Source organism: Pseudomonas sp. GW822-FHT01E03 (genome assembly GCF_058802985.1).
The window spans coordinates 97,464-117,898 of the sequence record NZ_JBXAOQ010000005.1; the positions used below are offsets into that span (position 1 = coordinate 97,464).

Annotated in this window: 15 protein-coding genes; 11 read left to right on the top strand and 4 right to left on the bottom strand. The window is 61.2% G+C overall.

The window, feature by feature from the left end; all coding sequences use genetic code 11:
- Window position 1 precedes the first annotated feature (1 nt).
- Window positions 2-1,975 (bottom strand): MacB family efflux pump subunit, encoded by a 1,974-nt coding sequence (locus tag AC1RP7_RS11730; protein ID WP_493180692.1) that lies wholly within the window; start codon window positions 1,973-1,975, stop codon window positions 2-4.
- Window positions 1,976-3,148, bottom strand: coding sequence for an efflux RND transporter periplasmic adaptor subunit (locus AC1RP7_RS11735; RefSeq protein ID WP_493180693.1), 1,173 nt, complete (start codon window positions 3,146-3,148; stop codon window positions 1,976-1,978). It abuts the gene before it with no gap.
- Window positions 3,149-3,554: 406 nt separating this feature from the next.
- Between AC1RP7_RS11735 and AC1RP7_RS11740 the strand changes: the two genes are divergently transcribed.
- From AC1RP7_RS11740 to AC1RP7_RS11770, 7 genes are all read left to right on the top strand, one after another.
- Complete coding sequence (locus AC1RP7_RS11740) at window positions 3,555-4,037, top strand: sigma-70 family RNA polymerase sigma factor (RefSeq protein ID WP_057713952.1); 483 nt, start codon at window positions 3,555-3,557, stop codon at window positions 4,035-4,037.
- 134 nt (window positions 4,038-4,171) lie between these two features.
- Window positions 4,172-5,509 (top strand): lysine N(6)-hydroxylase/L-ornithine N(5)-oxygenase family protein, encoded by a 1,338-nt coding sequence (locus AC1RP7_RS11745; protein WP_057713953.1) that lies wholly within the window; start codon window positions 4,172-4,174, stop codon window positions 5,507-5,509.
- Between the two features lie 562 nt (window positions 5,510-6,071).
- The gene (gene mgtA / locus AC1RP7_RS11750) at window positions 6,072-8,786 is read left to right on the top strand and encodes a magnesium-translocating P-type ATPase (protein ID WP_218498077.1); all 2,715 of its coding nucleotides are present in this window, start codon (window positions 6,072-6,074) and stop codon (window positions 8,784-8,786) included.
- Between the two features lie 151 nt (window positions 8,787-8,937).
- Window positions 8,938-9,654: an MgtC/SapB family protein gene (locus tag AC1RP7_RS11755; RefSeq protein WP_057713955.1), complete on the top strand. Its 717-nt coding sequence runs from the start codon at window positions 8,938-8,940 to the stop codon at window positions 9,652-9,654.
- A 127-nt stretch (window positions 9,655-9,781) separates the two neighbouring features.
- On the top strand, window positions 9,782-10,183 hold the full coding sequence (locus AC1RP7_RS11760) for an ANTAR domain-containing protein (RefSeq protein ID WP_349735383.1): 402 nt from the start codon (window positions 9,782-9,784) through the stop codon (window positions 10,181-10,183).
- A 108-nt stretch (window positions 10,184-10,291) separates the two neighbouring features.
- Window positions 10,292-10,918, top strand: a complete 627-nt coding sequence (locus AC1RP7_RS11765; protein ID WP_057713957.1) for a response regulator transcription factor — start codon at window positions 10,292-10,294, stop codon at window positions 10,916-10,918.
- On the top strand, window positions 10,919-14,146 hold the full coding sequence (locus tag AC1RP7_RS11770) for a transporter substrate-binding domain-containing protein (protein ID WP_493180694.1): 3,228 nt from the start codon (window positions 10,919-10,921) through the stop codon (window positions 14,144-14,146).
- Between the two features lie 3 nt (window positions 14,147-14,149).
- On the opposite strand, the gene dkgB is transcribed toward AC1RP7_RS11770, so the two are convergent.
- Together dkgB and AC1RP7_RS11780 are read right to left on the bottom strand one after the other, a co-directional pair.
- Window positions 14,150-14,953 carry a 2,5-didehydrogluconate reductase DkgB gene (dkgB, locus tag AC1RP7_RS11775; protein WP_218498081.1) on the bottom strand — a complete coding sequence of 268 codons (804 nt, stop codon included), beginning with the start codon at window positions 14,951-14,953 and terminating at the stop codon, window positions 14,150-14,152.
- Between the two features lie 269 nt (window positions 14,954-15,222).
- Window positions 15,223-16,131, bottom strand: coding sequence for a LysR family transcriptional regulator (locus AC1RP7_RS11780; RefSeq protein WP_057713960.1), 909 nt, complete (start codon window positions 16,129-16,131; stop codon window positions 15,223-15,225).
- Between the two features lie 104 nt (window positions 16,132-16,235).
- On the opposite strand from AC1RP7_RS11780, the gene AC1RP7_RS11785 reads away from it, so the two are divergent.
- From AC1RP7_RS11785 to AC1RP7_RS11800, 4 genes are all read left to right on the top strand, one after another.
- Window positions 16,236-17,102 (top strand): pirin family protein, encoded by an 867-nt coding sequence (locus tag AC1RP7_RS11785; RefSeq protein ID WP_493180695.1) that lies wholly within the window; start codon window positions 16,236-16,238, stop codon window positions 17,100-17,102.
- 93 nt (window positions 17,103-17,195) lie between these two features.
- Entirely contained in the window at window positions 17,196-17,879 is a 684-nt protein-coding gene (locus tag AC1RP7_RS11790) for an isochorismatase family protein (RefSeq protein ID WP_090456879.1), read from the top strand.
- A 56-nt stretch (window positions 17,880-17,935) separates the two neighbouring features.
- Complete coding sequence (ycaC, locus tag AC1RP7_RS11795; protein ID WP_057713962.1) at window positions 17,936-18,562, top strand: isochorismate family cysteine hydrolase YcaC; 627 nt, start codon at window positions 17,936-17,938, stop codon at window positions 18,560-18,562.
- Window positions 18,563-18,784: 222 nt separating this feature from the next.
- Window positions 18,785-20,227, top strand: a complete 1,443-nt coding sequence (locus AC1RP7_RS11800; protein WP_493180696.1) for a mechanosensitive ion channel domain-containing protein — start codon at window positions 18,785-18,787, stop codon at window positions 20,225-20,227.
- The last annotated feature ends 208 nt before the right edge of the window (window positions 20,228-20,435 follow it).

The following is a 20,435-nucleotide window of genomic DNA, read 5'->3' on the forward strand; positions in this document are numbered from 1 at the left end:
ATCATTCACTGGTAAGGGCCGTGACCGGGTCGAGTCGGGCAGCCTTGCGGGCCGGCATGTAGCCGAAAACGACACCGGTGACCAGGGCGCAGCCGAAGGCACCCAGCACCGCTATCAGGGAGAACGCGACAGCGACTTCGCTGAAAATCAGCACGCCACCGACGATCAGCGCCAGGGCAATCCCGGTGAGGCCGCCCACCACCGAGAGCATCACCGCTTCGGTGAGGAACTGGCGCAGGATGTCGCGCTGGCGGGCACCGGTGGCCATGCGGATACCGATCTCGCGAGTCCGCTCGCGCACCGTCATGAGCATGATGTTCATCACGCCGATCCCGCCCACCAGCAGCGAAATGGCCGCGATCGAACCGAGCATCAGCGACAGGGTGTTTTGCGTGCGCGCCTCGGCCTGGATCATCGCCGCGTTGTTGGTCAGTTCGAAGTCGCGCTTGCCGTCGTGCAGGCGCAGCATCAGTTGCTCGATGGCTTTTTCGGTTTCCTTGACCTTGCGCGCGTCGGCGGCGGCGATGGCGATGTACTCGGGATTGTGGGTGCCGAACAGGCGCACGCTCGCGGCGGAGTAGGGGATGGCGATACGGTCGTCGCTGTCGGAGTCGCCGGAGCTGGCGCCTTTTTCCGCGAGCACGCCGACCACCTGGAAGGGGACGTTTTCGATCAGGATGTACTGGCCGATCGGGTTGGCCACGTCCTTGAGCAATTTGGTCCGCACCTTGTGTCCGATCACCGCGACCGCCGCGGCGTTCTGTTCATCGGCGTGGGTGAAGTAGCTGCCTTCGACCACCGGCCAGTTGAAAATCGCCGGGAAGTTGGTGTCGTTGCCGCCGACGTAGCTCATGTGATCAAGGTTGCCAAAGCGCACCCCGGCCTCCTGGCCGTTGACCGGCATGATCCGCATCACCTGGGGCAAGCTGGCAATCGCGGCGACCTCATCGAGGGTGACGATGCCCATGGGCGTGCGCGGGTTGGGCGCCGAGCCGCTGAGGTAAATGATGTTGGAACCGAACGCGCCCATCTGCGCCATCACCTGGCGCTTGCTGCCTTCGCCCACGGCCAGCATCACCACCACCGAGGCCACGCCTATGATGATGCCGAGCAAGGTCAGCGCGGTGCGGAACTTGTTGATCCACATCACTCGCCACGCCGCATGCACGGCATCGACCAATTCGCCTTTCCAGGCGCCGGTGGCTTCGGCGCCTTCGCTCAGGCGCTTGCGCAAATCGACGGCTTGCAGGGCGCCGGGGTTGGCAGAGTTTTGCGCGGTGGGATTCTCCCGGGCGCTGTCGCTGATGATCTCGCCGTCGCGAATTTCAATGATGCGCTTGGCCCGGGCCGCCACTTCGCGGTCGTGGGTGATGAGGATCACCACGTGGCCCTGGCTGGCCAGTTCGTCGAGCAGGGCCATGACCTCGGCGCCGCTGTGGCTGTCGAGGGCGCCGGTGGGTTCGTCAGCCAGGATGATGTGGCCGCCGTTCATCAGGGCGCGGGCAATCGACACCCGTTGCTGTTGACCGCCGGAGAGTTGATGCGGACGGTTGCCGGTGCGCGAAGCCAGGCCGAGGCGGTCGAGCAGGGCGGCGGCGCGGGCGTGGCGTTCGGCGGCCGGGGTGCCGGCGTAGATGGCCGGCATCTCGACGTTTTCCTGGGCCGAACCGGAGGGAATCAGGTGGTAGCCCTGGAACACAAAACCGAAGGCTTCACGACGCAGCCAGGCCAGTTCGTCACTGTCCAGCGCCGCGACGTTTTCCCCGGCGAAGCGGTATTCGCCCGAGGTCGGGCGGTCGAGGCAGCCGAGGATGTTCATCAGCGTCGACTTGCCGGAGCCGGAAGCGCCGACGATTGCCACGAACTCCCCGGCATGGATCGACAGGTCGATGCCGCGCAGCACATGGACTTCAGGCGCGTCGCCACCGCCGTAGGCTTTTCGGATATCGTGCAGTTCGATCAGGGGCGTGTGCATTCAGCCGCCACTCCCGTCGATCGGGCCGATCAACAGGTGATCGCCCTCCTGCAGGCCATCGAGGATCTGCACCCGCAGGCGGTCGCTGATGCCGGTGCGCACGTTGCGCTGCTCGATGCTGCCATTGCTGGCGACCACTTGCGCCGTCTGCTGGTCTGTCTGCGGGCCTGCCTGCAGGGCGGCGATGGGCGCGGTGAGAACGTTCTGCGCCTGATTGGCGACGAAAAATACCTGGGTGGTCATTTCCGCCATCAAGGCGTTGTCGGCGTTGTCGACGTCCAACAATACGGTGTACAGCACCACGCGGGCACTCCCGCTTTTGCTGGTGCTGGCGGGGCTGCCGCCGCCCTGGCTGGTCTGGTCCAGGGGCTTGGGCGGAACGGGGAGGATTTGCCGCACGGTGCTGGTCCAGCGCCGGGTGCCGCCGCTCAGGGTGGTGAACCAGGCGTGCATGCCGGGTTTGACGTGGCCGATGTCGGCCTCCGAGACCTCGGCCCACACGGTCATCGGCGACAGCTTGGCGATGCGCAGGATCAGCGGCGTTTGCTGCTGGGCATTGAGGGTCTGGCCGACCCGGGCATCCAGCGCCACCACGGTGCCGGCCATCGGCGCATAAATCCGCGTGTAGCCGAGCTCCGCCTGATCGCTGCGCAGGCTGGCTTCGGCCTGGCGGATCTGCGCCTGGAACATGTCGACCCGTGCCTGGGTGGCGCGCAGTTCGGCCTGGGCGGTCTGCACGTCTTCTTCACGTGTGGCGCCGCCGGCGGCGAGGTTCTGTTGACGCTGGTATTTCTGCCGGGCCAGGTCGTGCTGCGCTCGCTGCTCCTGCAGCTGCGCCTTGAGGTTTTCGATGGAAAAGCGCCCGGCATCGAGTTTGGCCTGTTGCGTGGACGGGTCGATTTCCACCAGCAACTGGCCTTCCTTGACCACGTCGCCGACTTCCACGTGAATCTTGTGGATCTGCCCGGAGGCCTGGGCGCCGACGTCGACATAGCGCCGCGGTTGCAGGGTGCCCAATGCCGTGACGCTGCTTTCAATGTCGGTGCGGCTGACCTGAACGGTGACGAGCCCGTCGCGGCCCGGCGGGATGAACTGCCAGGCGGCGACGGCTACCACGGGGATCAGACAAAATGCTGCAAGCAGGGCGCGTCGGGTCTGTCGGGGACGTTTCATGCAGGGTTCCGGCCTAGGAAATCGGCCCGTCGTTCAGCAGCAGGTCGATGGCTGAACGCTGCCGGCAGGGCCGGACAGGGACGGGGAGCTGTCCTGTAAACGTAGAAAGCGCCGGGGAATTTAGGTGCTGACACAAACTAATGTAGGAGCGAGCTTGCATCGCGATGCACGTTAACGATAACGCGTGCCGTCTGGGTCAACACGTTGTCCTTGATGCCTTCGCGAGCAAGCTCGCTCCTACAGGGTTCGTGACTAAATACCAGGCAAGTTGAAGCAGTACTTTAAATCTATATGAGAATTACTATAAATTACGCGACTCGAACTGCCATTATCGTGCCACTGTTTATTTCAATGGTCGCGCAAAGGGCTCAAGGACAGAAACCGCACCCCCGTGCGGACGGGAGTCATGTTGGAAAACTACTATCGCGAACTGGTGTGTTTCCTGAACGCCAGGCTGGGCAACCGTCAGGTGGCCGAAGATGTGGTGCATGACGCTTATCTGCGGGTCCTGGAGCGTTCCAGTGATACGCCGATCGAGCAGCCCCGGGCGTTCCTTTATCGCACCGCCCTCAACCTGGTTATCGACGACCATCGGCGCAACACCCTGCGTCAGGCCGAACCTCTTGAGGTGCTCGACAATGAAGAGCGCTATTTCACCCCTTCGCCGCATAACGTGCTCGATCATGGCCAGCGTCTGGAAATGCTCCAGTGTGCCCTGGCGGAGTTGCCGAGGTTGTGCCGCGAGAGTTTCCTGCTGCGCAAGATCGAAGGCCTGTCCCATCCGCAAATTGCCGAGCAACTGGGCATTTCCCGGGCAATGGTCGAGAAGCACATTGTCAATGCCATGAAGCATTGCCGTATACGGATGCGACAGTGGGACACCCAGTGAGCCTGCGCGGTTAAATTTTTTTTCACGGTCCTCGTTCCTACTCAACAGACGACCTGTTGTGCGGCCCTTGGTGGGTCAGGTCACTTAGGTTCAATGCCCCCGCCTTTGAGGGGAACATCCAGAGGACACTGGAAATGACACAGGCAATTGCATCGCCCCTCGTTCACGACCTGATCGGCGTCGGTTTCGGCCCCTCGAACCTGGCACTGGCCATCGCGCTGCAAGAGCGCGGGGCGAGCCAGGGCAACCTGGATGTGCTGTTTCTCGACAAGCAGGCCGACTACCGCTGGCACGGCAACACCCTGGTGACCCAGAGCGAGTTGCAGATTTCCTTCCTCAAGGACCTGGTGACCCTGCGCAATCCGACCAGCCCTTACTCGTTCGTCAATTACCTCAAGGCCCACGGGCGCCTGGTGGATTTCATCAACCTGGGCACCTTCTATCCGTGCCGCATGGAGTACAACGACTATCTGCGTTGGGTCGCCGGGCAGTTCACCGCGCAAAGTCGCTACGGCGAAGAAGTGCTGACCATCGAGCCGGTGCTGCACAACCATCAGGTCGAGGCGTTGCGGGTGATTTCTCGCGATGCGACCGGGCATCAGCAGGTGCGCACCACCCGGTCGGTGGTGGTCAGCGCCGGTGGCACGCCACGCATTCCCGAGGTGTTCAAGGCACTCAGGGATGACGGCCGGGTGTTCCATCACTCCCAGTACCTGGCGCAGATGGCCAAGCAGCCGTGCGTGGACAACCGGCCGATGAGCATCGCGATCATCGGAGGCGGGCAGAGCGCGGCAGAGGCCTTCATCGATTTGAATGACAGCTTCCCGTCGGTGCAGGTGGACATGATCCTGCGCGGCTCGGCACTCAAGCCGGCCGACGACAGCCCCTTCGTCAACGAAGTGTTTTCCCCGGAGTTCACTGACCTGGTGTTCCAGCAGCCAAGCAGCGAGCGCGAGCGCCTGGTGAACGAGTACCACAACACCAACTACTCGGTGGTGGACATCGATCTGATCGAGCGAATCTACGGCATCTTCTATCGGCAGAAGGTCTCGGGCATCGCCCGTCATGCGTTCCGCACCCTGACCACCATCGAAAAGGCCACCGCCAACGAACGGGGCATCGAACTGGTGTTGCGCAACAACGCCACCGGCGAAGTCTCGGTGCGTCACTACGACGCTGTGGTGCTGGCCACCGGTTACGAGCGGCAGATGCACCGCAAGTTGCTGGCACCGCTCGAAGAGTACCTGGGTGATTTCGAGGTCGACCGCAACTACAAACTGATCACCGATGAACGCTGCAAGGCCGGCCTCTACATGCAGGGCTTTTGCCAGGCAAGCCATGGGCTGAGCGACACCTTGCTGTCGATCCTGCCGATTCGTGCCGATGAGATTGCCGGCTCGCTGTACGAACACGGCAAGCATCGCGGGCATGGCCGGTCGGTGGTGGATTTGTTGTTGGCCACGGCCAGTTGAGTCCTGCGGCGACTAAAAGGCCGCCATCGCGAGCAAGCTCGCTCCCACAGGGAACCGCATTCCAATGTGGGAGCGAGCTTGCTCGCGATGGGGCCATTGAAATCACCCAAAACAGTCAATCCTGAACCCTTCCTGAAGAACCCCGCGATTCCCCCCGGCAAGCTTTTATAGCGGGTTTACTCTCCAAACTTCGGGGCGTAAGCTTCGCGCGTTTTCATCCATTACGGAGACCCACAGTGGGTACTTGTTCGAGTGACAGTTGTCGGCCGGTCTCGGTAATCGGCATTTTCTCGGCAAGATAACGCGCAGTCTCCTGTGCCGTTGTCTCGCCGACAAGCGAGCAGCGGCATCCCGATCATGGCCCGTCCTGGCCGTGTCCCGACGTCCCTCTCATCGACGCTGAACAGTGCGTGGTTTCGACTTGTTGTCGTGGCCGCCGCTCTATCGACACGCCTGTCATTCGTGACCGGCGTGCCAGGCCTTGCTTTGCCGGTTGTTCCGGCGCAAGAGGCGTGGACCCGCCTGCTCGACGGTTTCCCGGTTGACCAAAGGGGCACCAGCCATGAAACTTAACCTCAAGGAATTCTTCGCAGGCTTCCTGCGTAACCGCCACATCGCCCGGCACTTCCGTAGCCTGGCGTTGCTGGAAACCTTCACCGACACCACGGTCAGCCGTGAAGTCCCGCCCAGCCTGGCGCAAACCCTGGTGGCCGCTGCCGGCAGCGACACGGGTCAATTGCTCAACACCCTGGGCAGTCACACCGATGGCTTGAGCGAGCTTGAAGCCGATGCCTTGCGCGAGCAGTTCGGCCTCAATGAAGTCGAGCACGAACAACCACTGCCTTGGTGGATGCACCTGTGGCACTGCTACAAGAATCCGTTCAACCTGCTGCTGACGTTGCTGGCGGTCATCTCCTGGCTGACCGAAGACATGAAAGCCGCCGTCGTGATTTTCTCCATGGTGGTGCTCTCGACCTTCCTGCGTTTCTGGCAGGAAACCAAATCCAACCAGGCCGCCGATGCCCTCAAGGCGATGGTCAGCAACACCGCCACGGTGATGCGCCGGGACCTTGAGGACCGCGGCGCACAGCGTATCGAATTGCCGATCAGGCACTTGGTGCCGGGCGATCTGATCGTGTTGTCTGCCGGCGACATGATTCCCGCCGATTGCCGGGTGCTCAGCGCCAAGGACCTGTTCGTCAGCCAGGCTGCCATGACCGGCGAATCGATGCCGGTGGAAAAGTTTCCCCGCCAGCAGGACCGTGACACGCTCAATCCCCTGGACCTGGACAACATCCTGTTCATGGGCACCAACGTGGTGTCCGGCACGGCCATGGCGGTGATTCTCACCACCGGCAACAGCACCTATTTCGGTGCCCTGGCCCAGCGGGTCGGCGCCACCGACCGGGCACCGACTTCGTTCCAGACCGGGGTCAACAAAGTCAGCTGGCTGCTGATCCGCTTCATGTTCGTGATGGCGCCGCTGGTGTTGTTCATCAACGGTTTCACCAAGGGCGACTGGACCGAAGCGCTGCTGTTCGCGCTGTCGATCGCCGTGGGCCTGACCCCGGAAATGCTGCCGATGATCGTCACCTCGACCCTGGCCAAGGGCGCGGTGTTCCTGTCGCGCAAGAAAGTCATCGTCAAACGCCTCGACGCTATCCAGAACTTCGGCGCCATGGACGTGCTGTGCACCGACAAGACCGGCACCCTGACCCAGGACAAGATCTTCCTGGCGCGCAACGTCGATGTCTGGGGCCATGACTCCGATGACGTGCTGGAAATGGCCTACCTCAACAGCTACTACCAGACCGGGCTGAAAAACCTGCTGGATGTGGCGGTGCTCGAACACGTCGAAATCCATCGTGAATTGAAAGTTGGCACGGCGTTTCGCAAGGTCGACGAGATTCCGTTCGACTTCACCCGTCGGCGCATGTCGGTGGTGGTCGCCGAGCGCGATCAACCGCACTTGCTGATCTGCAAGGGCGCGGTGGAAGAGGTGCTGGCGGTGTGCTCGCGGGTTCGTCATGGCGAAGTCGATGAAGCCTTGACCGAAGAACTGCTGGCGCGCATCCGTCAGGTCACGGCCACGTTCAACGCCGAGGGCCTGCGGGTGGTTGCGGTAGCGGCACGGCCAATGGTCGAAGGCCGCGATACCTACAGCCTGGCCGACGAACAGGCACTGACGCTGATCGGTTACGTGGCATTTCTCGATCCGCCGAAAGAAAGCACCGCACCGGCCATCAAGGCCCTGGCCGCCCATGGCGTGGCGGTGAAAGTGCTGACCGGCGACAACGAACTGGTGACGGCGAAAATCTGCCGCGAAGTCGGCCTGGAGCAGCAGGGCCTGCTGATGGGCAATGACATCGAGCGCATGAGCGACGCCGAACTGGCGAAAGCCGTGGAGACCACCAACGTCTTCGCCAAACTGACGCCCTCGCACAAGGAGCGCATTGTCCGTCTGCTCAAGGGCAACGGCCATGTGGTCGGTTTCATGGGCGACGGCATCAATGACGCCCCGGCCCTGCGTACCGCCGACATCGGTATTTCGGTGGACAGCGCCGTGGACATCGCCAAAGAAGCGGCCGATATCATCCTGCTGGAAAAGAGCCTGATGGTGCTGGAGGAGGGTGTGCTGGAAGGGCGCCGGACCTTCGCCAACATGCTCAAGTACATCAAGATGACCGCCAGTTCGAACTTCGGCAACGTGTTCTCGGTGCTGGTGGCCAGTGCGTTCATACCGTTCCTGCCCATGCTGCCGATGCACCTGCTGGTGCAGAACCTGCTCTATGACATTTCGCAGATCGCCATTCCGTTCGATAACGTCGATGACGAAATGCTCAAGCAACCGCAGCGCTGGCAGCCGGCGGATGTCGGGCGCTTCATGCTGTTTTTCGGGCCGATCAGTTCGATCTTCGACATCACCACGTTCGCCTTGATGTGGTACGTGTTCGATGCCAACACCCCGGATCACCAGACCCTGTTCCAGTCCGGCTGGTTCGTGGTCGGGCTGCTGACCCAGACGCTGATCGTGCACATGATCCGCACGCCGAAAATCCCGTTCCTGCAAAGCCGCGCGGCCATGCCCTTGCTGGTGATGACCGGGCTGATCATGGCCGTGGGGATTTTCCTGCCGATGGGACCGTTGGCCCATTACTTCAAATTGCAGGCGTTGCCTTCGCTGTATTTCGTGTTCCTGCCGGTGATCCTGCTGGCGTACATGGCGCTGACCCAGGCGGTGAAGGGGTTCTACATTCGCCGGTTTGGCTGGCAATAAAGCCGCGAGGCTGGCCAATCAACGCAACCCCTGTGGGAGCGAGCTTGCTCGCGATGACTGAGTGTCAGTCGATATCCATGTCAACTGATACACCGCCATCGCGAGCAAGCTCGCTCCCACAGGGGATCGTGTGTTTTTCAAAGGATTCATCATGCAAGCACTGAACAACCTCAACCTGACCTCCCTGCTCGACACCCTGGTCAGCCTCAGCGCGGCCTTCATCCTCGGTGGCCTGATCGGTTTCGAGCGCCAGTACCGGCAGCGCACCGCCGGCCTGCGCACCAACGTGCTGGTGGCGGTGGGCGCGGCGATTTTCGTCGACATGGCCAACCGTCTCGCCGGTGCCGAAGGTGCCGTGCGGGTCGTAGCTTACGTAGTTTCCGGCATCGGCTTCCTCGGTGCCGGGGTGATCATGCGCGAAGAGGGCAACGTGCGCGGTCTCAACACGGCCGCCACGCTCTGGACCTCGGCGGCAGTCGGTGCCTGCGCCGGTGCCGACCTGCTGGCCGAGGCGTTGCTTGGCACCTTGTTTGTGCTCGCGGCCAACACCTTGCTGCGGCCGATCGTCAACAACATCAACCGTCAGCCGCTGGATGTGATTTCGGCGGAGGTCACCAACATCGTCTATGTCATTGCCCGACGCACGCAGCAGAAAGCCGTGCTGGCCTTGCTCGAAGCCGAGCTGGAACGCAGTAACTACCCGGCCAGCGATGTCGATGTGCACGCCTTCGGCACGGATGAAATTGAAATCGAAGCCACCCTGGCCACCACTTCGGTCGATGGTGATGAGCTGGATGCGCTGGTGGCACGGATTTCGACCTCGACCCTGGTGGTGCAGGCGTTCTGGAGTCCGAGTACCACGGAGTAAGGGCCAAGGTTTCCCTGGCAAGCGTCAGACTAACCGGCTTTTATTTAGGAAAATTCCTACATAAACCCAGGAAGGTCTTCCGTAGGCTTTGCGACCTCTTGAAATCGACATCCTTTTGGAGGTCACCATGCCGAACAAATCCTTGCGCATCCTGATCGCCGATGCGCAGCACTTCAACCGCCTGCGGATCGAGCGACTGTTCAATCAGCTCGGCTACTTTCGCGTAGCACCGGTGCAGAGCCTCGACGAGCTCCTGCCACTGGTGGAGTACGGTTGCGAGCCTTTGGACCTGGTGCTTATCAACGGGGCGATGGCCAGCGAAGGGCTGGACCTGTTGAGTTTTTTTGCCGACAACCCGCAGGTTCATCACGCGTTTATCTTCAATGAACAGCAGACGCCGTTGCCGCCCGTCGCGGGCAACGTCCAGGTCAGCCGGACTGCCCTGCCTGACCTGGTGTGCATTACGCAGCTGATGAGCGCTGTCGATCGTCGGCTACCGTTTGTCGGAACTGTCATTTCTGTCAGGTAGTTCTTTGCAGCCTTCCATGCAAAAGTCTATGCGCAGCGTTGTGTCCAACCGCTGCGGTGCCTGGAGGGCATTTTTTGCCCGATCGTGTTGGTTTGCACGGGAGATGTCATGAAGTCAGCACTGATTGCGGAAGATCATCCGGTGGTTCGCTCCATGATCAAACTCGTACTCAAGGGCGAAGGGTTCAAGCGGATTTACGAGGCCTGCCGTGGCGATAAGGTCCTGACGTTGATCCGGGAGCATCAACCGGATGTCGTGCTGCTTGATCTGGGCCTTCCCGGTGTGGCGGGGCTTGAGGTGATGGACCGTATCAAGACCGAAAAGATGCGATGTCGCGTGGTGGTGTTCACCTCGCTGGAGGCCCAGTTCTATCAGGACCGCTGCATGCGTGCCGGGGCTGTTGCCTATGTTTGCAAGAGCAAGGACCTGGATGACCTGAAGGCGGCGGTGAATTGCGTGATGGCCGGCTACACCTATTTCGCTCAGATTCCCTCCAGTTCCGTGTCGATGGGGGAGTTGCAACGCAGCGAAAAGCAGTTGATCGACAGGCTGTCCAATCGTGAGTTGACCATCCTGCAGTACCTGGCCCGGGGGTCGAAAAACCTCGAAATCGCCGAGATCATGCACCTGAGCTACAAGACCGTCAGTACCTACAAGACCCGACTCACCCTCAAGCTCAACGTGAACTCGTCGGTGCACTTGAGGGATTTCGCCCTGCGCAATCATCTGATCTGAATGAACGCACTCCGACGACTGGCAGGTGGGGTGCTGATCGGCCTTCTTCTCTGGGCATCGACGGTCTGTGCGCAACAGTCGTTGACCCTTTTGGGACGCTCGAGTGTCGAAGGCCTGAGCGTCAGGTTGTCGGAAACCGAGTCGCGCTGGCTACAGCAAAAGGGCCGGTTGGTGCTGGCTGTCTCGGCGCCGGACTATCCCCCCTTCGAGTTCAACACGGCGGGCAAGGTATTCGAAGGCCTGACAGCCGATTACGCCGGCTTGCTCGAACAATTGCTGAACGTCGTCATTGAGGTCCAACGTTATCCGTCGCGGGCCGACGCGGTGCAGGCCATCAAGGAAGGGCAGGCAGACCTGCTGGGAACGGCCAATCGATTTGAAGCCGAAGATCCACAGTTACAGATGTCCAGCGCGTACGCGGTCGATCAACCGGTGCTGGTCACGCGCACCGATTTCCCTCCGGTGCTCGACCCGACACTGGCCGGCAAGCGGCTGGTGATGCTGTATCACTACCTGCCCGAATACAGCGTGCAACAGTTCTATTCCAGGGCGCAGGTCCAGCTGTTTCCTTCGACATTGGCGGCGATGGGCGCCGTGGCTTTCGGCCAGGCCGATGTCTACCTGGGCGATGCGATCAACGCCCATTACCTGATCAGCAGAAATTACCTGAACAACGTACACCTGACGGACTTCTCGCCCATGGAGTCCGGGCGTTTTGCCTTTGCGATGGCCCGCGACAACGATTCGCTGTTGCGCATCGTCAACAAGGCGCTGGCGGCCATCACCACCAATGAACAAATGAACATCCTGCGTCGTTGGGGGGCAAACGGGGTGTCTATCCCCGGCACCCAGTCATTGCAATTGAGCGTGGCCGAACAACGCTGGCTCGAACGCCACCCACGGGTGAGGGTCGCGATCAACGAAAACATTCCGCCGATTTCATTTATCGACAGTGAAGGCAAGTTCCGCGGTATTGGCGTCGATGTGCTGACGAAAATCAGTTTGCGCACCGGCTTGCAATTCGACATCCGGGGCATGAAATCGGTGGCCGAGATGATGACCGGCATCAGGAGCGGGCAGATCGATGTGCTGGCCGGTATCGGCCTCAGTTCCCAGCGTGAAGATCAATTGCTGTTCACCCGGGCGTTCCTGAGCAGCCCTTCGGTGCTGGTGACCCGCGTGGCCGCGGACAGCCCCAGGACGCTGGATGACATGGCAGGGCGAACCCTGGCACTGACCCAGGGCAACATTGTCGGCGAGTACCTTCGCCAGCATTACCCGCTGATCCAGCTGGTGGATGCACCATTGTCGACGGACGCCATGGAAATGGTCGCCCAAGGCAAGACCCACGGCGGCATCAACTCCTTGATCAGCGCCCGTTACCTGATTTCCCGGCAGTATCGCGATCGCCTGCAAGTGACCAGCACCGTGGGCACCGACCCTGCACGAAGCACCCTGGCGACCAGTCGCGAGGCCACCGAGCTGCATTCGATCCTGGACAAGGCGCTGTTGAGCATCCCTCCCGAAGAAATTGACGAGCTGACCCAGCCCTGGCGCTATGACTCGATGGTCGAGCAGAGTTACTGGTTGCGACACCGGCAGGCGATCGTGAAGGCGTTTGCAGTGGCGGGTGTCTTGCTGTTGCTCGCGTTGGCCGGGATCGTCTGGCAGCGGCGCCAGATTCGCCAGCGTCAGCAATTGCTCGGACAACTGCAGGAAGCCAAGGACGCGGCGGACGACGCCAACCGGGCCAAGACCACGTTCCTGGCCACCATGAGCCATGAAATCCGCACGCCGATGAACGCCTTGATCGGCATGCTCGAACTGGCGCTGAAGCGGGCCGATGAAGGGGAGACCGACCGCGCCGCCATCGAAGTGGCGTCCAACGCCGGGCAACAATTGCTGGATTTGATCGGCGACATTCTGGACGTCGCGCGGATCGAATCCGGGCATTTGTCACTGGCGCCGGAGCGGGTCAATCTGCAGACGCTGGTGACGTCGGTCTGCCGGGTTTTCGAAGGGCTGGCGGTGCAGAAGAATCTGCAGTGGCGGGTCGAACTCGACGAACACAGTGACTGTGACGTGATGCTCGACCCCACGCGCTTCAAACAGGTGCTGTCCAATCTGCTGAGCAATGCGATCAAGTTCACCCGGGAAGGCCAGGTGAAGCTGATGCTGGGAGTGCAGCCTCAAGCTCCGGCGCACCTCGCCGTCAGCGTACAGATCGAGGACAGCGGCATCGGCATCAGTGCTTTCGACCAGCAACGCCTGTTCAGCCCGTTCGTGCAGGCGGGCAACAGCCAGCAGAGCGCCCGGCAAGGATCCGGCCTGGGTCTGGTGATCAGTCGTACCCTGTGCGAAATGATGGGCGGCCGGTTGCAACTCGACAGTCAGCCTGGGCATGGGACGCGGGTGGACATCAGCCTGGTGCTGCCCGCCCTGCAAGCGTTACCCGCGGGGGGCAAGCCCCTGGATCCGGCGCAGCTCACGACCCGGGCGTTGTCGATTCTGGTGGTCGACGATTATCCGGCCAATCGCCTGTTGCTCTCGCGGCAGCTGAGCTACCTGGGCCATCGCGTGGTGCTGGCTGAAGACGGGGCGCAGGGGCTTGAACAGTGGCGCGGGCAAGGGTTCGATCTGGTCATCACCGACTGCAACATGCCGGTGCTCAGTGGTTACGAATTGGCGGGTGCAATACGTGAGCTAGAGCGGGTGCAGGGGCTGTCGCCGACGCTGATACTGGGCTTTACCGCCAATGCGCAGGCCGAGGAGAAGGTCCGATGCCAGGCGGCGGGCATGAACGATTGCTTGTTCAAACCCATTCGCCTGGTGGATTTGCAGGCGTGGCTGGCCCAGCGGTTTGCCAGCGCACCCTCAGCGCTAACTGACGACCATGGCGTCGCCGAATTCGATTTGAGCGGGCTGGAGCGCTTTGCGGATGCGGACCGTGAGCTGATCGATCAACTGTTACGCGATCTGGCGCTGAGCAACCGCGAGGATCGCGTGCATTTACTGGCCTTGCATGCCGGCGGCAATCGCCCGGGCTTGCAGGAACTGGCACACCGGATCAAGGGCGGGGCGCTGATGGTGCGAGCGCTTGCCCTGGTCGAGTGTTGCGAACAACTGGAGCAGGCGTGCAATGACGGTCGCAGGGTGCTGATCGACGACGCCGTCGACCAGCTACAGCAAGCCATGGCCCGCCTGGACCGGCATCTCGAGCAGGATTGAGGCTCAATCCCAGTTCGGTGCGATACCTTTTGGGCTGGTCAAACGGTGGCCGCGATCCAGCGTTGCGATCAACGCCATGTCGGCTTCGCTCAAGGTCAGTTCGCGAGCCTTCAAGTTGCTTTCAAGGTTGGCCCGGCGAGTGGAAGACGGGATCACGGCGTAACCCGATTGCATGGCCCAGGCCAGGGTGACCTGCGCCGGTGTCGCGTGCAGGCGTTCGGCGATCTGCTGGATGAGCGGATCCTTGAGGACTTCACCGTAAGCCAGGGTCATGTACGAGGTGATGCCGATGCCCTGGCTGCGTGCGAACTCGACGACCTCGCGGTTCTGCAGGTAAGGGTGCAGTTCGATCTGGTGGGTGGCGATGTGCGCGGCACCCGTGGCGGCGATCGCCTGTTTCATCAGGTCGATGGTGAAATTGGACACGCCGATCTGCCGGGTCAGGCCCAGGTGTTTGGCTTCGAGCAGGGCGCCCATGAATTCTTCGACCGGCACCTGATCATCCGGCGACGGCCAGTGGATCAGGGTCAGGTCCAGGTAGTCGGTCTGCAGTTTGCGCAGGCTTTCCTTCAAGCTGTCGATCAGACGATCACCGGCCAGGTTGGCGACCCAGATCTTGCTGGTGATGAACAACTCTTTCCGGGCGATGCCGCTGGCGGCGATAGCCTCGCCGACGTCGGCTTCGTTCTCGTAGATTTGTGCGGTATCGATCACCCGGTAGCCAAGCGCCAGGGCGGTGCTCACCGAATCGATGACCACCTGGCCTTGCAGGCGAAACGTACCCAGGCCGAAAGCGGGAATAGACATTGAAGACTCCAGAGGTTGCAGTGGGAATGGGCGGCAGTATCGGCGCCTGTATCCGTGAGAAAAACCGCTGGATTGGCAAAGCAATGTTTACCGGAAATCAAGAATCGGGTCAGACCGATGTATTGAAGGTGTCTGGTCTGGCGCCATCGCGAGCAAGCTCGCTCCCACAATGATCCGGGTCGTACACAAATGCTGTGGACGCAGTGAATCCCTGTGGGAGCGAGCTTGCTCGCGATAGCCATCACTCGGTCCAAAGCCTTACCCCACCCTTAAGCAATATCACTGCGGCTGAATTCTTCCCCAAGAAAATCGATCAACGTGCGCACCGAAGGCAGCAGGCCCCGACGCGAGGGGAAGATCGCATGGATGACACCGCTTTTCGGTGCCCAGCCCGGCACCAGTTCCACCAGTTGCCCGGCAGCGATTTCATCGCGCACCACCACGCTGGGCAGGTGCACGATGCCGATCCCGGCGACCGCGGCATGGCGCAACGCCAACAGGTCATCGGTAACCATCCGCGGTGCATGCCGGATCATCGCGGTGCTGCCATCGGCCCCGAACAGTTCCCACTGATATTCGCGCTGCGCCGCGCCCCAGTGCAGGCTCGGCAAACCGCTGAGGTCGGCCGGGGAAGCCGGTGTCGACAGGCGCGATAAAAAGGCCGGGCTGCCGACCACGCTCTGGGTGCTGTTGCCCAGCACCTTCATCACCATGTCGGTGTTTTCCAGCGGGGGGAAACGTACCCGCAGGGCAATGTCGAAGCCCTCATGGATCAAGTCGACCCGGCGGTTGGTGCTCTCGATGAACAACTCCACCAGCGGGTACTTGAGCATGTAGCGGGTCAGCATCGGCCCGACCCAGGAATTGAGCAGCGCCGTCGGGCAACTGACACGCACCAAGCCCTGAGGCTCGGAGCGATTGCGTTCGATCAGTTCGGCGGCGCTTTCCGCCTCCACCCGCATGGCCAGGCAGCGCTGGTAATAGGCCTGGCCGATTTCCGTCAAGGAGCAATGCCGGCTGGTGCGGTGCAGCAGGCGCACGCCGAGGCGTTCTTCAAGCTCGGCAATGCGTCGGCTGAGCTTGGACTTGGGCATGTCCAGTGCCCGGCCGGCCGCGGCGAAACCGTGATGCTCCACCACTTGGGTGAAGTAGTAGAGGGTGTTGAGGTCTTCCACCATCGTTCTCCAAATAGAACGCTAAAGCTGATTTTTGCAGTCTAGCGCAGCAAAGGTCACGGTTTTAAGCTTTGTCCATGGCTTCACTCACCTCACCAGGAGACACCATGAAAAACATCATCGGTATCTACACCAGTCCACGGACCCATTGGGTTGGCGACGGTTTTCCGGTTCGCACGCTGTTTTCCTACGACAACCTGGGCAAACACATCAGCCCGTTCCTGATGCTGGATCATGCCGGCCCCGCTGAATTCACGCCGACCAGCGAGCGACGCGGCGTTGGTCGGCATCCTCATCGTGGCTTCGAAACCGTGACTATCGTTTACAAGGGCGAACTGGAGCACCGGGACTCCACCGGCAGTGGCGGCAAGATCGGCCCTGGCGATGTGCAATGGATGACCGCAGCCTCGGGGATCCTGCATGAAGAGTTTCACTCCGAAGGTTTCGCCAAGAGCGGCGGCACCCTGGAGATGGTGCAACTGTGGGTCAACCTGCCGGCCAGGGACAAAATGGCCGACCCCGGCTACCAGACGATTCTCGACCGTGACATCCCGACCATCCCCTTGAAGGACAACGCCGGCAGCCTGCGCCTGATCGCCGGCGAGTTCGATGGTCACAAAGGCCCGGCGCGCACCTTCACCCCAGTCGACGTGTGGGACATTCGTTTGAATGCCGGCAAGTTGCTCACCCTTGACCTGCATGAAGGACGCAATACCGCCCTGGTGGTTTTGCGTGGCACGGTTCAGGTCAACGGCCTGGAATCGGTGCGCCAGGGGCAATTGGCCCTGTTCGACCGCAAGGGCGATCAGCTGAGCCTCGAAGCCAGCGAAGACGCGGTGGTGCTGTTGCTCAGCGGCGAACCGATAGACGAGCCGATCGTCGGCCACGGGCCGTTCGTGATGAACACCGAGCAAGAAATCCACCAGGCCTTCGCCGACTTCCAGTCCGGTCGCTTCGGCCGGATGCACGCTTAATTCGCAGCGCTTTAACACCCGACTCTACACAGGATGAGTAGGCCGGTTTTCAGGCCAGGGATGGCTGTTGCCCAAAAGAAAGAGGAAACGCACATGAACACTGCCTACGCGGCCAACTTCAACGGCCAGAAACCGACCATCGACCCCAACGACAGCGCAATGCTGTTGATCGATCACCAGAGCGGGCTGTTCCAGATCGTCAAGGACATGGACGTGCCCCAATTGCGCGCCAACGCCATTGCCCTGGCCAAGGCTGCGACCCTGCTCAAGATGCCGGTGATCACCACCGCTTCCGTTCCCCAGGGGCCGAACGGGCCGTTGATCCCGGAAATCCACGAGGCCGCGCCCCATGCGCAGTACGTGGCGCGCAAAGGTGAAATCAACGCCTGGGACAACCCGGAGTTTCACGCGGCGGTCAAAGCCACCGGCAAGAAAACCCTGGTGATCGCCGGCACCTTGACCAGCGTGTGCCTGGCGTTCCCATCCATCGCCGCCGTGCATGAGGGCTACAAGGTGTTTGCCGTGGTCGACGCCTCCGGCAACCACTCGAAACTGGCCACTGATCTGACCGTTGCCCGTCTGGCCCAGGCCGGGGTGGTGCCGATCGACATCATGGCTACGCTCTCTGAGCTGCAAGGCTCGTGGAACCGCCCGGACGCCGAGCAGTGGGCCGCTGTCTACGCCCAGGCCATGCCGCATTATCAGTTGCTGATCGAGAGCTACCTCAAGGCCCAGCAAGTGGCGAACGAACACGAAGCGCTGGACTCCCAGCGCTAACCGGTTACCCCACGCCGATTTCCAATCGGCATCGATAACATGCGAGGACTACTGCAATGACTTCTTCCTACAAGCGTCTGGACAAGGACAACGCCGCGGTTTTGATGGTTGATCATCAGGCGGGCCTGCTGTCTCTGGTGCGCGACATCGATCCGGATCGATTCAAGAACAACGTGCTGGCGCTGGCTGACCTGGCCAAGTACTTCAAGCTGCCGACCATCCTCACCACCAGTTTCGAAACCGGTCCCAACGGACCGCTGGTGCCCGAACTCAAGGCACTCTTTCCGGATGCGCCGTACATCGCTCGCCCGGGCCAGATCAACGCCTGGGACAACGAAGATTTCGTCAAGGCGATCAAGGCAACTGGCAAGAAACAACTGATCATCGCCGGTGTGGTGACGGAGGTGTGCGTGGCGTTCCCGGCGCTTTCGGCGCTGGCCGAAGGTTTTGACGTGTTCGTGGTCACCGACGCGTCCGGCACCTTCAACGAACTGACCCGCGAATCGGCGTGGCACCGTATGACCGCTCAGGGCGCGCAACTGATGACCTGGTTCGGCCTGGCCTGTGAACTGCACCGCGACTGGCGCAACGACATCGAAGGATTGGGTACGCTGTTCTCCAACCATATTCCGGATTACCGCAACCTGATGACCAGCTACAGCACACTGGCCAACAGCAAGTAACTTCGGCATCACTCATCCCCCCTGTGGGAGCGGGCTTGCTCGCGAAGGCTGCTTAACTTTCAACCTATGTGTTGACTGTTATACCGCTTTCGCGAGCAAGCCCGCTCCCACATTGGTTTTGTGGTGTTTTTGGGAGGGGGTTCATCCCGCCAAATCAAATGCTCCTACACTGAGGCCAATCCATGCGATCTTCGCGTTATTGGCCCTGGCTGGAGTTGCTTGATGCTGTCATTGCTCACCGAACACCCGCTGATTTGCGCGATGGCGCTGATCCTGATCGATCTTGGGTTGTGGTACTTGCTCAGTGCACTTGGCAGCGCCTGGCGGCTATTGGTACGGGTGGTGATTTTTTCGTTGTTCAGCCTGCTGTTGTTCAACGAAGGCCTGAACCCGATGGAGCCGCCGCCCTGGGCTGACAACGTACCCTTGCATCTGGCGGCCACCGGTTTGCAGATCGGCTGGTGGTTGTTCGGCGCGCGGACCCTGACCGTGCTGATCGGCGCGGTGATGATGCAACGGGTCGGGCACACCGGGCGATTGCTTCAGGATCTGCTCGGTGCGGTGATTTTCCTGATCGCGGTGATTGCCGCCCTGGCCTATGTGCTCGATCTGCCGGTCAAGGGCGTGCTGGCGACGTCCGGTGCGTTGGCGATCATCGTCGGGCTGGCCTTGCAAAGTACCCTCAGTGACGTGTTTTCCGGGATCGTCCTGAACACCACCAAGCCCTATCAACTCGATGATTACATCTCCATCGATGGCATGGAGGGCCGGGTCACCGACATCGACTGGCGTGCCACGCGCCTGCAGACCTCCCAGGGTTGCATGGCGGTGATTCCCAACTCCCTGGCAGCCAAGGCCAAGATCATCAATTTCAGTCGGCCGAGCGATATGTTCGGCATCTCCGTCTCGCTGGAAGTGAGCCCCCACGCGCGGCCGAACACGGTGATCGATGCTTTGGAGCGGGCCATTCAAGGTTGTCGTGCGTTGCTCGATACTCCGTCGCCAAGCGTCGGCCTGAAAACCGCCAGCAACACCGGAGTGGTCTACGAAATCAGCGGCTTTGTCGCGTCGATGGACGAGAAACGTTCAGTGCGCAACCAGCTGTACGATCTGGCCTATCGGCACTTGCAGGCATCCGGGGTCAGTTTGTTGTCGAGCGTGGAGCCCAGTCCGCCGGTCAACTCGACTCGCAAACGCGCGTTGCTCGACAGCTCGCCGATTTTCTCAACCTTGCGCCAGGAAGAGAAAGACACCTTCAGCCAGAACATGACCCTGCAAACCTTTCGCGCCGGGGAGGTGATCCTGGAAGCGGGGCAGGTCAGCGATCACTTGTTCATTATCGAATCCGGCGTGATCTCGGTGACCTTGATGCGTCATGGAGCGCCATTTGAATCCGGCCGCATGGGGCCGGGGGAGGTGTTCGGCGAGGCAGGTATTCTCACCGACAGCGCGCTGCCTGCGCAGTTTACCGCCAAGACATTCAGTGGCCTGTACCGCATCGAAAAGTCATACCTCAAGCCGTGCCTGGATGCCCGTCACGATATCAACGATGCAATGCAGGCCTTGCTCGATTATCGACTGCAAAAAGCGAAATCCCTGACTCAGGACCTACCGGTGGCGGTGGAGAAAAAGGGCTTCCTGCGATGGTTGCGCAGTCGGGTGTGAATGGCCGCTGCGCGGATCGTCGGATCGCCGCCCGGAGCAGGCTCGCTCCCACAGGGGAATGCGATCAAATGTGGGAGCGAGCTTGCTCGCGATGACGGCAATAAACTCACCAAAAGTGAAGAGTGAAACCCATCACACCCGCGCCTCCACCGACAACCAGGAAGGCACCGTCAGTGGCCTCCTCGACTTTTGAGATATTGGCTATTTG

Excerpts from the sequence above, each read along its gene's own strand:
- AC1RP7_RS11745 (WP_057713953.1), top strand. The coding sequence starts at position 4,172 with ATGACACAGGCAATTGCATCGCCCCTCGTTCACGACCTGATCGGCGTC.
- AC1RP7_RS11770 (WP_493180694.1), top strand. The coding sequence starts at position 10,919 with ATGAACGCACTCCGACGACTGGCAGGTGGGGTGCTGATCGGCCTTCTT.
- AC1RP7_RS11755 (WP_057713955.1), top strand. The coding sequence starts at position 8,938 with ATGCAAGCACTGAACAACCTCAACCTGACCTCCCTGCTCGACACCCTG.
- AC1RP7_RS11735 (WP_493180693.1), bottom strand. The coding sequence starts at position 3,148 with ATGAAACGTCCCCGACAGACCCGACGCGCCCTGCTTGCAGCATTTTGT.
- AC1RP7_RS11740 (WP_057713952.1), top strand. The coding sequence starts at position 3,555 with ATGTTGGAAAACTACTATCGCGAACTGGTGTGTTTCCTGAACGCCAGG.
- mgtA (WP_218498077.1), top strand. The coding sequence starts at position 6,072 with ATGAAACTTAACCTCAAGGAATTCTTCGCAGGCTTCCTGCGTAACCGC.
- AC1RP7_RS11780 (WP_057713960.1), bottom strand. The coding sequence starts at position 16,131 with ATGGTGGAAGACCTCAACACCCTCTACTACTTCACCCAAGTGGTGGAG.
- AC1RP7_RS11765 (WP_057713957.1), top strand. The coding sequence starts at position 10,292 with ATGAAGTCAGCACTGATTGCGGAAGATCATCCGGTGGTTCGCTCCATG.
- AC1RP7_RS11790 (WP_090456879.1), top strand. The coding sequence starts at position 17,196 with ATGAACACTGCCTACGCGGCCAACTTCAACGGCCAGAAACCGACCATC.
- AC1RP7_RS11800 (WP_493180696.1), top strand. The coding sequence starts at position 18,785 with ATGCTGTCATTGCTCACCGAACACCCGCTGATTTGCGCGATGGCGCTG.
- dkgB (WP_218498081.1), bottom strand. The coding sequence starts at position 14,953 with ATGTCTATTCCCGCTTTCGGCCTGGGTACGTTTCGCCTGCAAGGCCAG.
- AC1RP7_RS11760 (WP_349735383.1), top strand. The coding sequence starts at position 9,782 with ATGCCGAACAAATCCTTGCGCATCCTGATCGCCGATGCGCAGCACTTC.
- AC1RP7_RS11730 (WP_493180692.1), bottom strand. The coding sequence starts at position 1,975 with ATGCACACGCCCCTGATCGAACTGCACGATATCCGAAAAGCCTACGGC.
- ycaC (WP_057713962.1), top strand. The coding sequence starts at position 17,936 with ATGACTTCTTCCTACAAGCGTCTGGACAAGGACAACGCCGCGGTTTTG.
- AC1RP7_RS11785 (WP_493180695.1), top strand. The coding sequence starts at position 16,236 with ATGAAAAACATCATCGGTATCTACACCAGTCCACGGACCCATTGGGTT.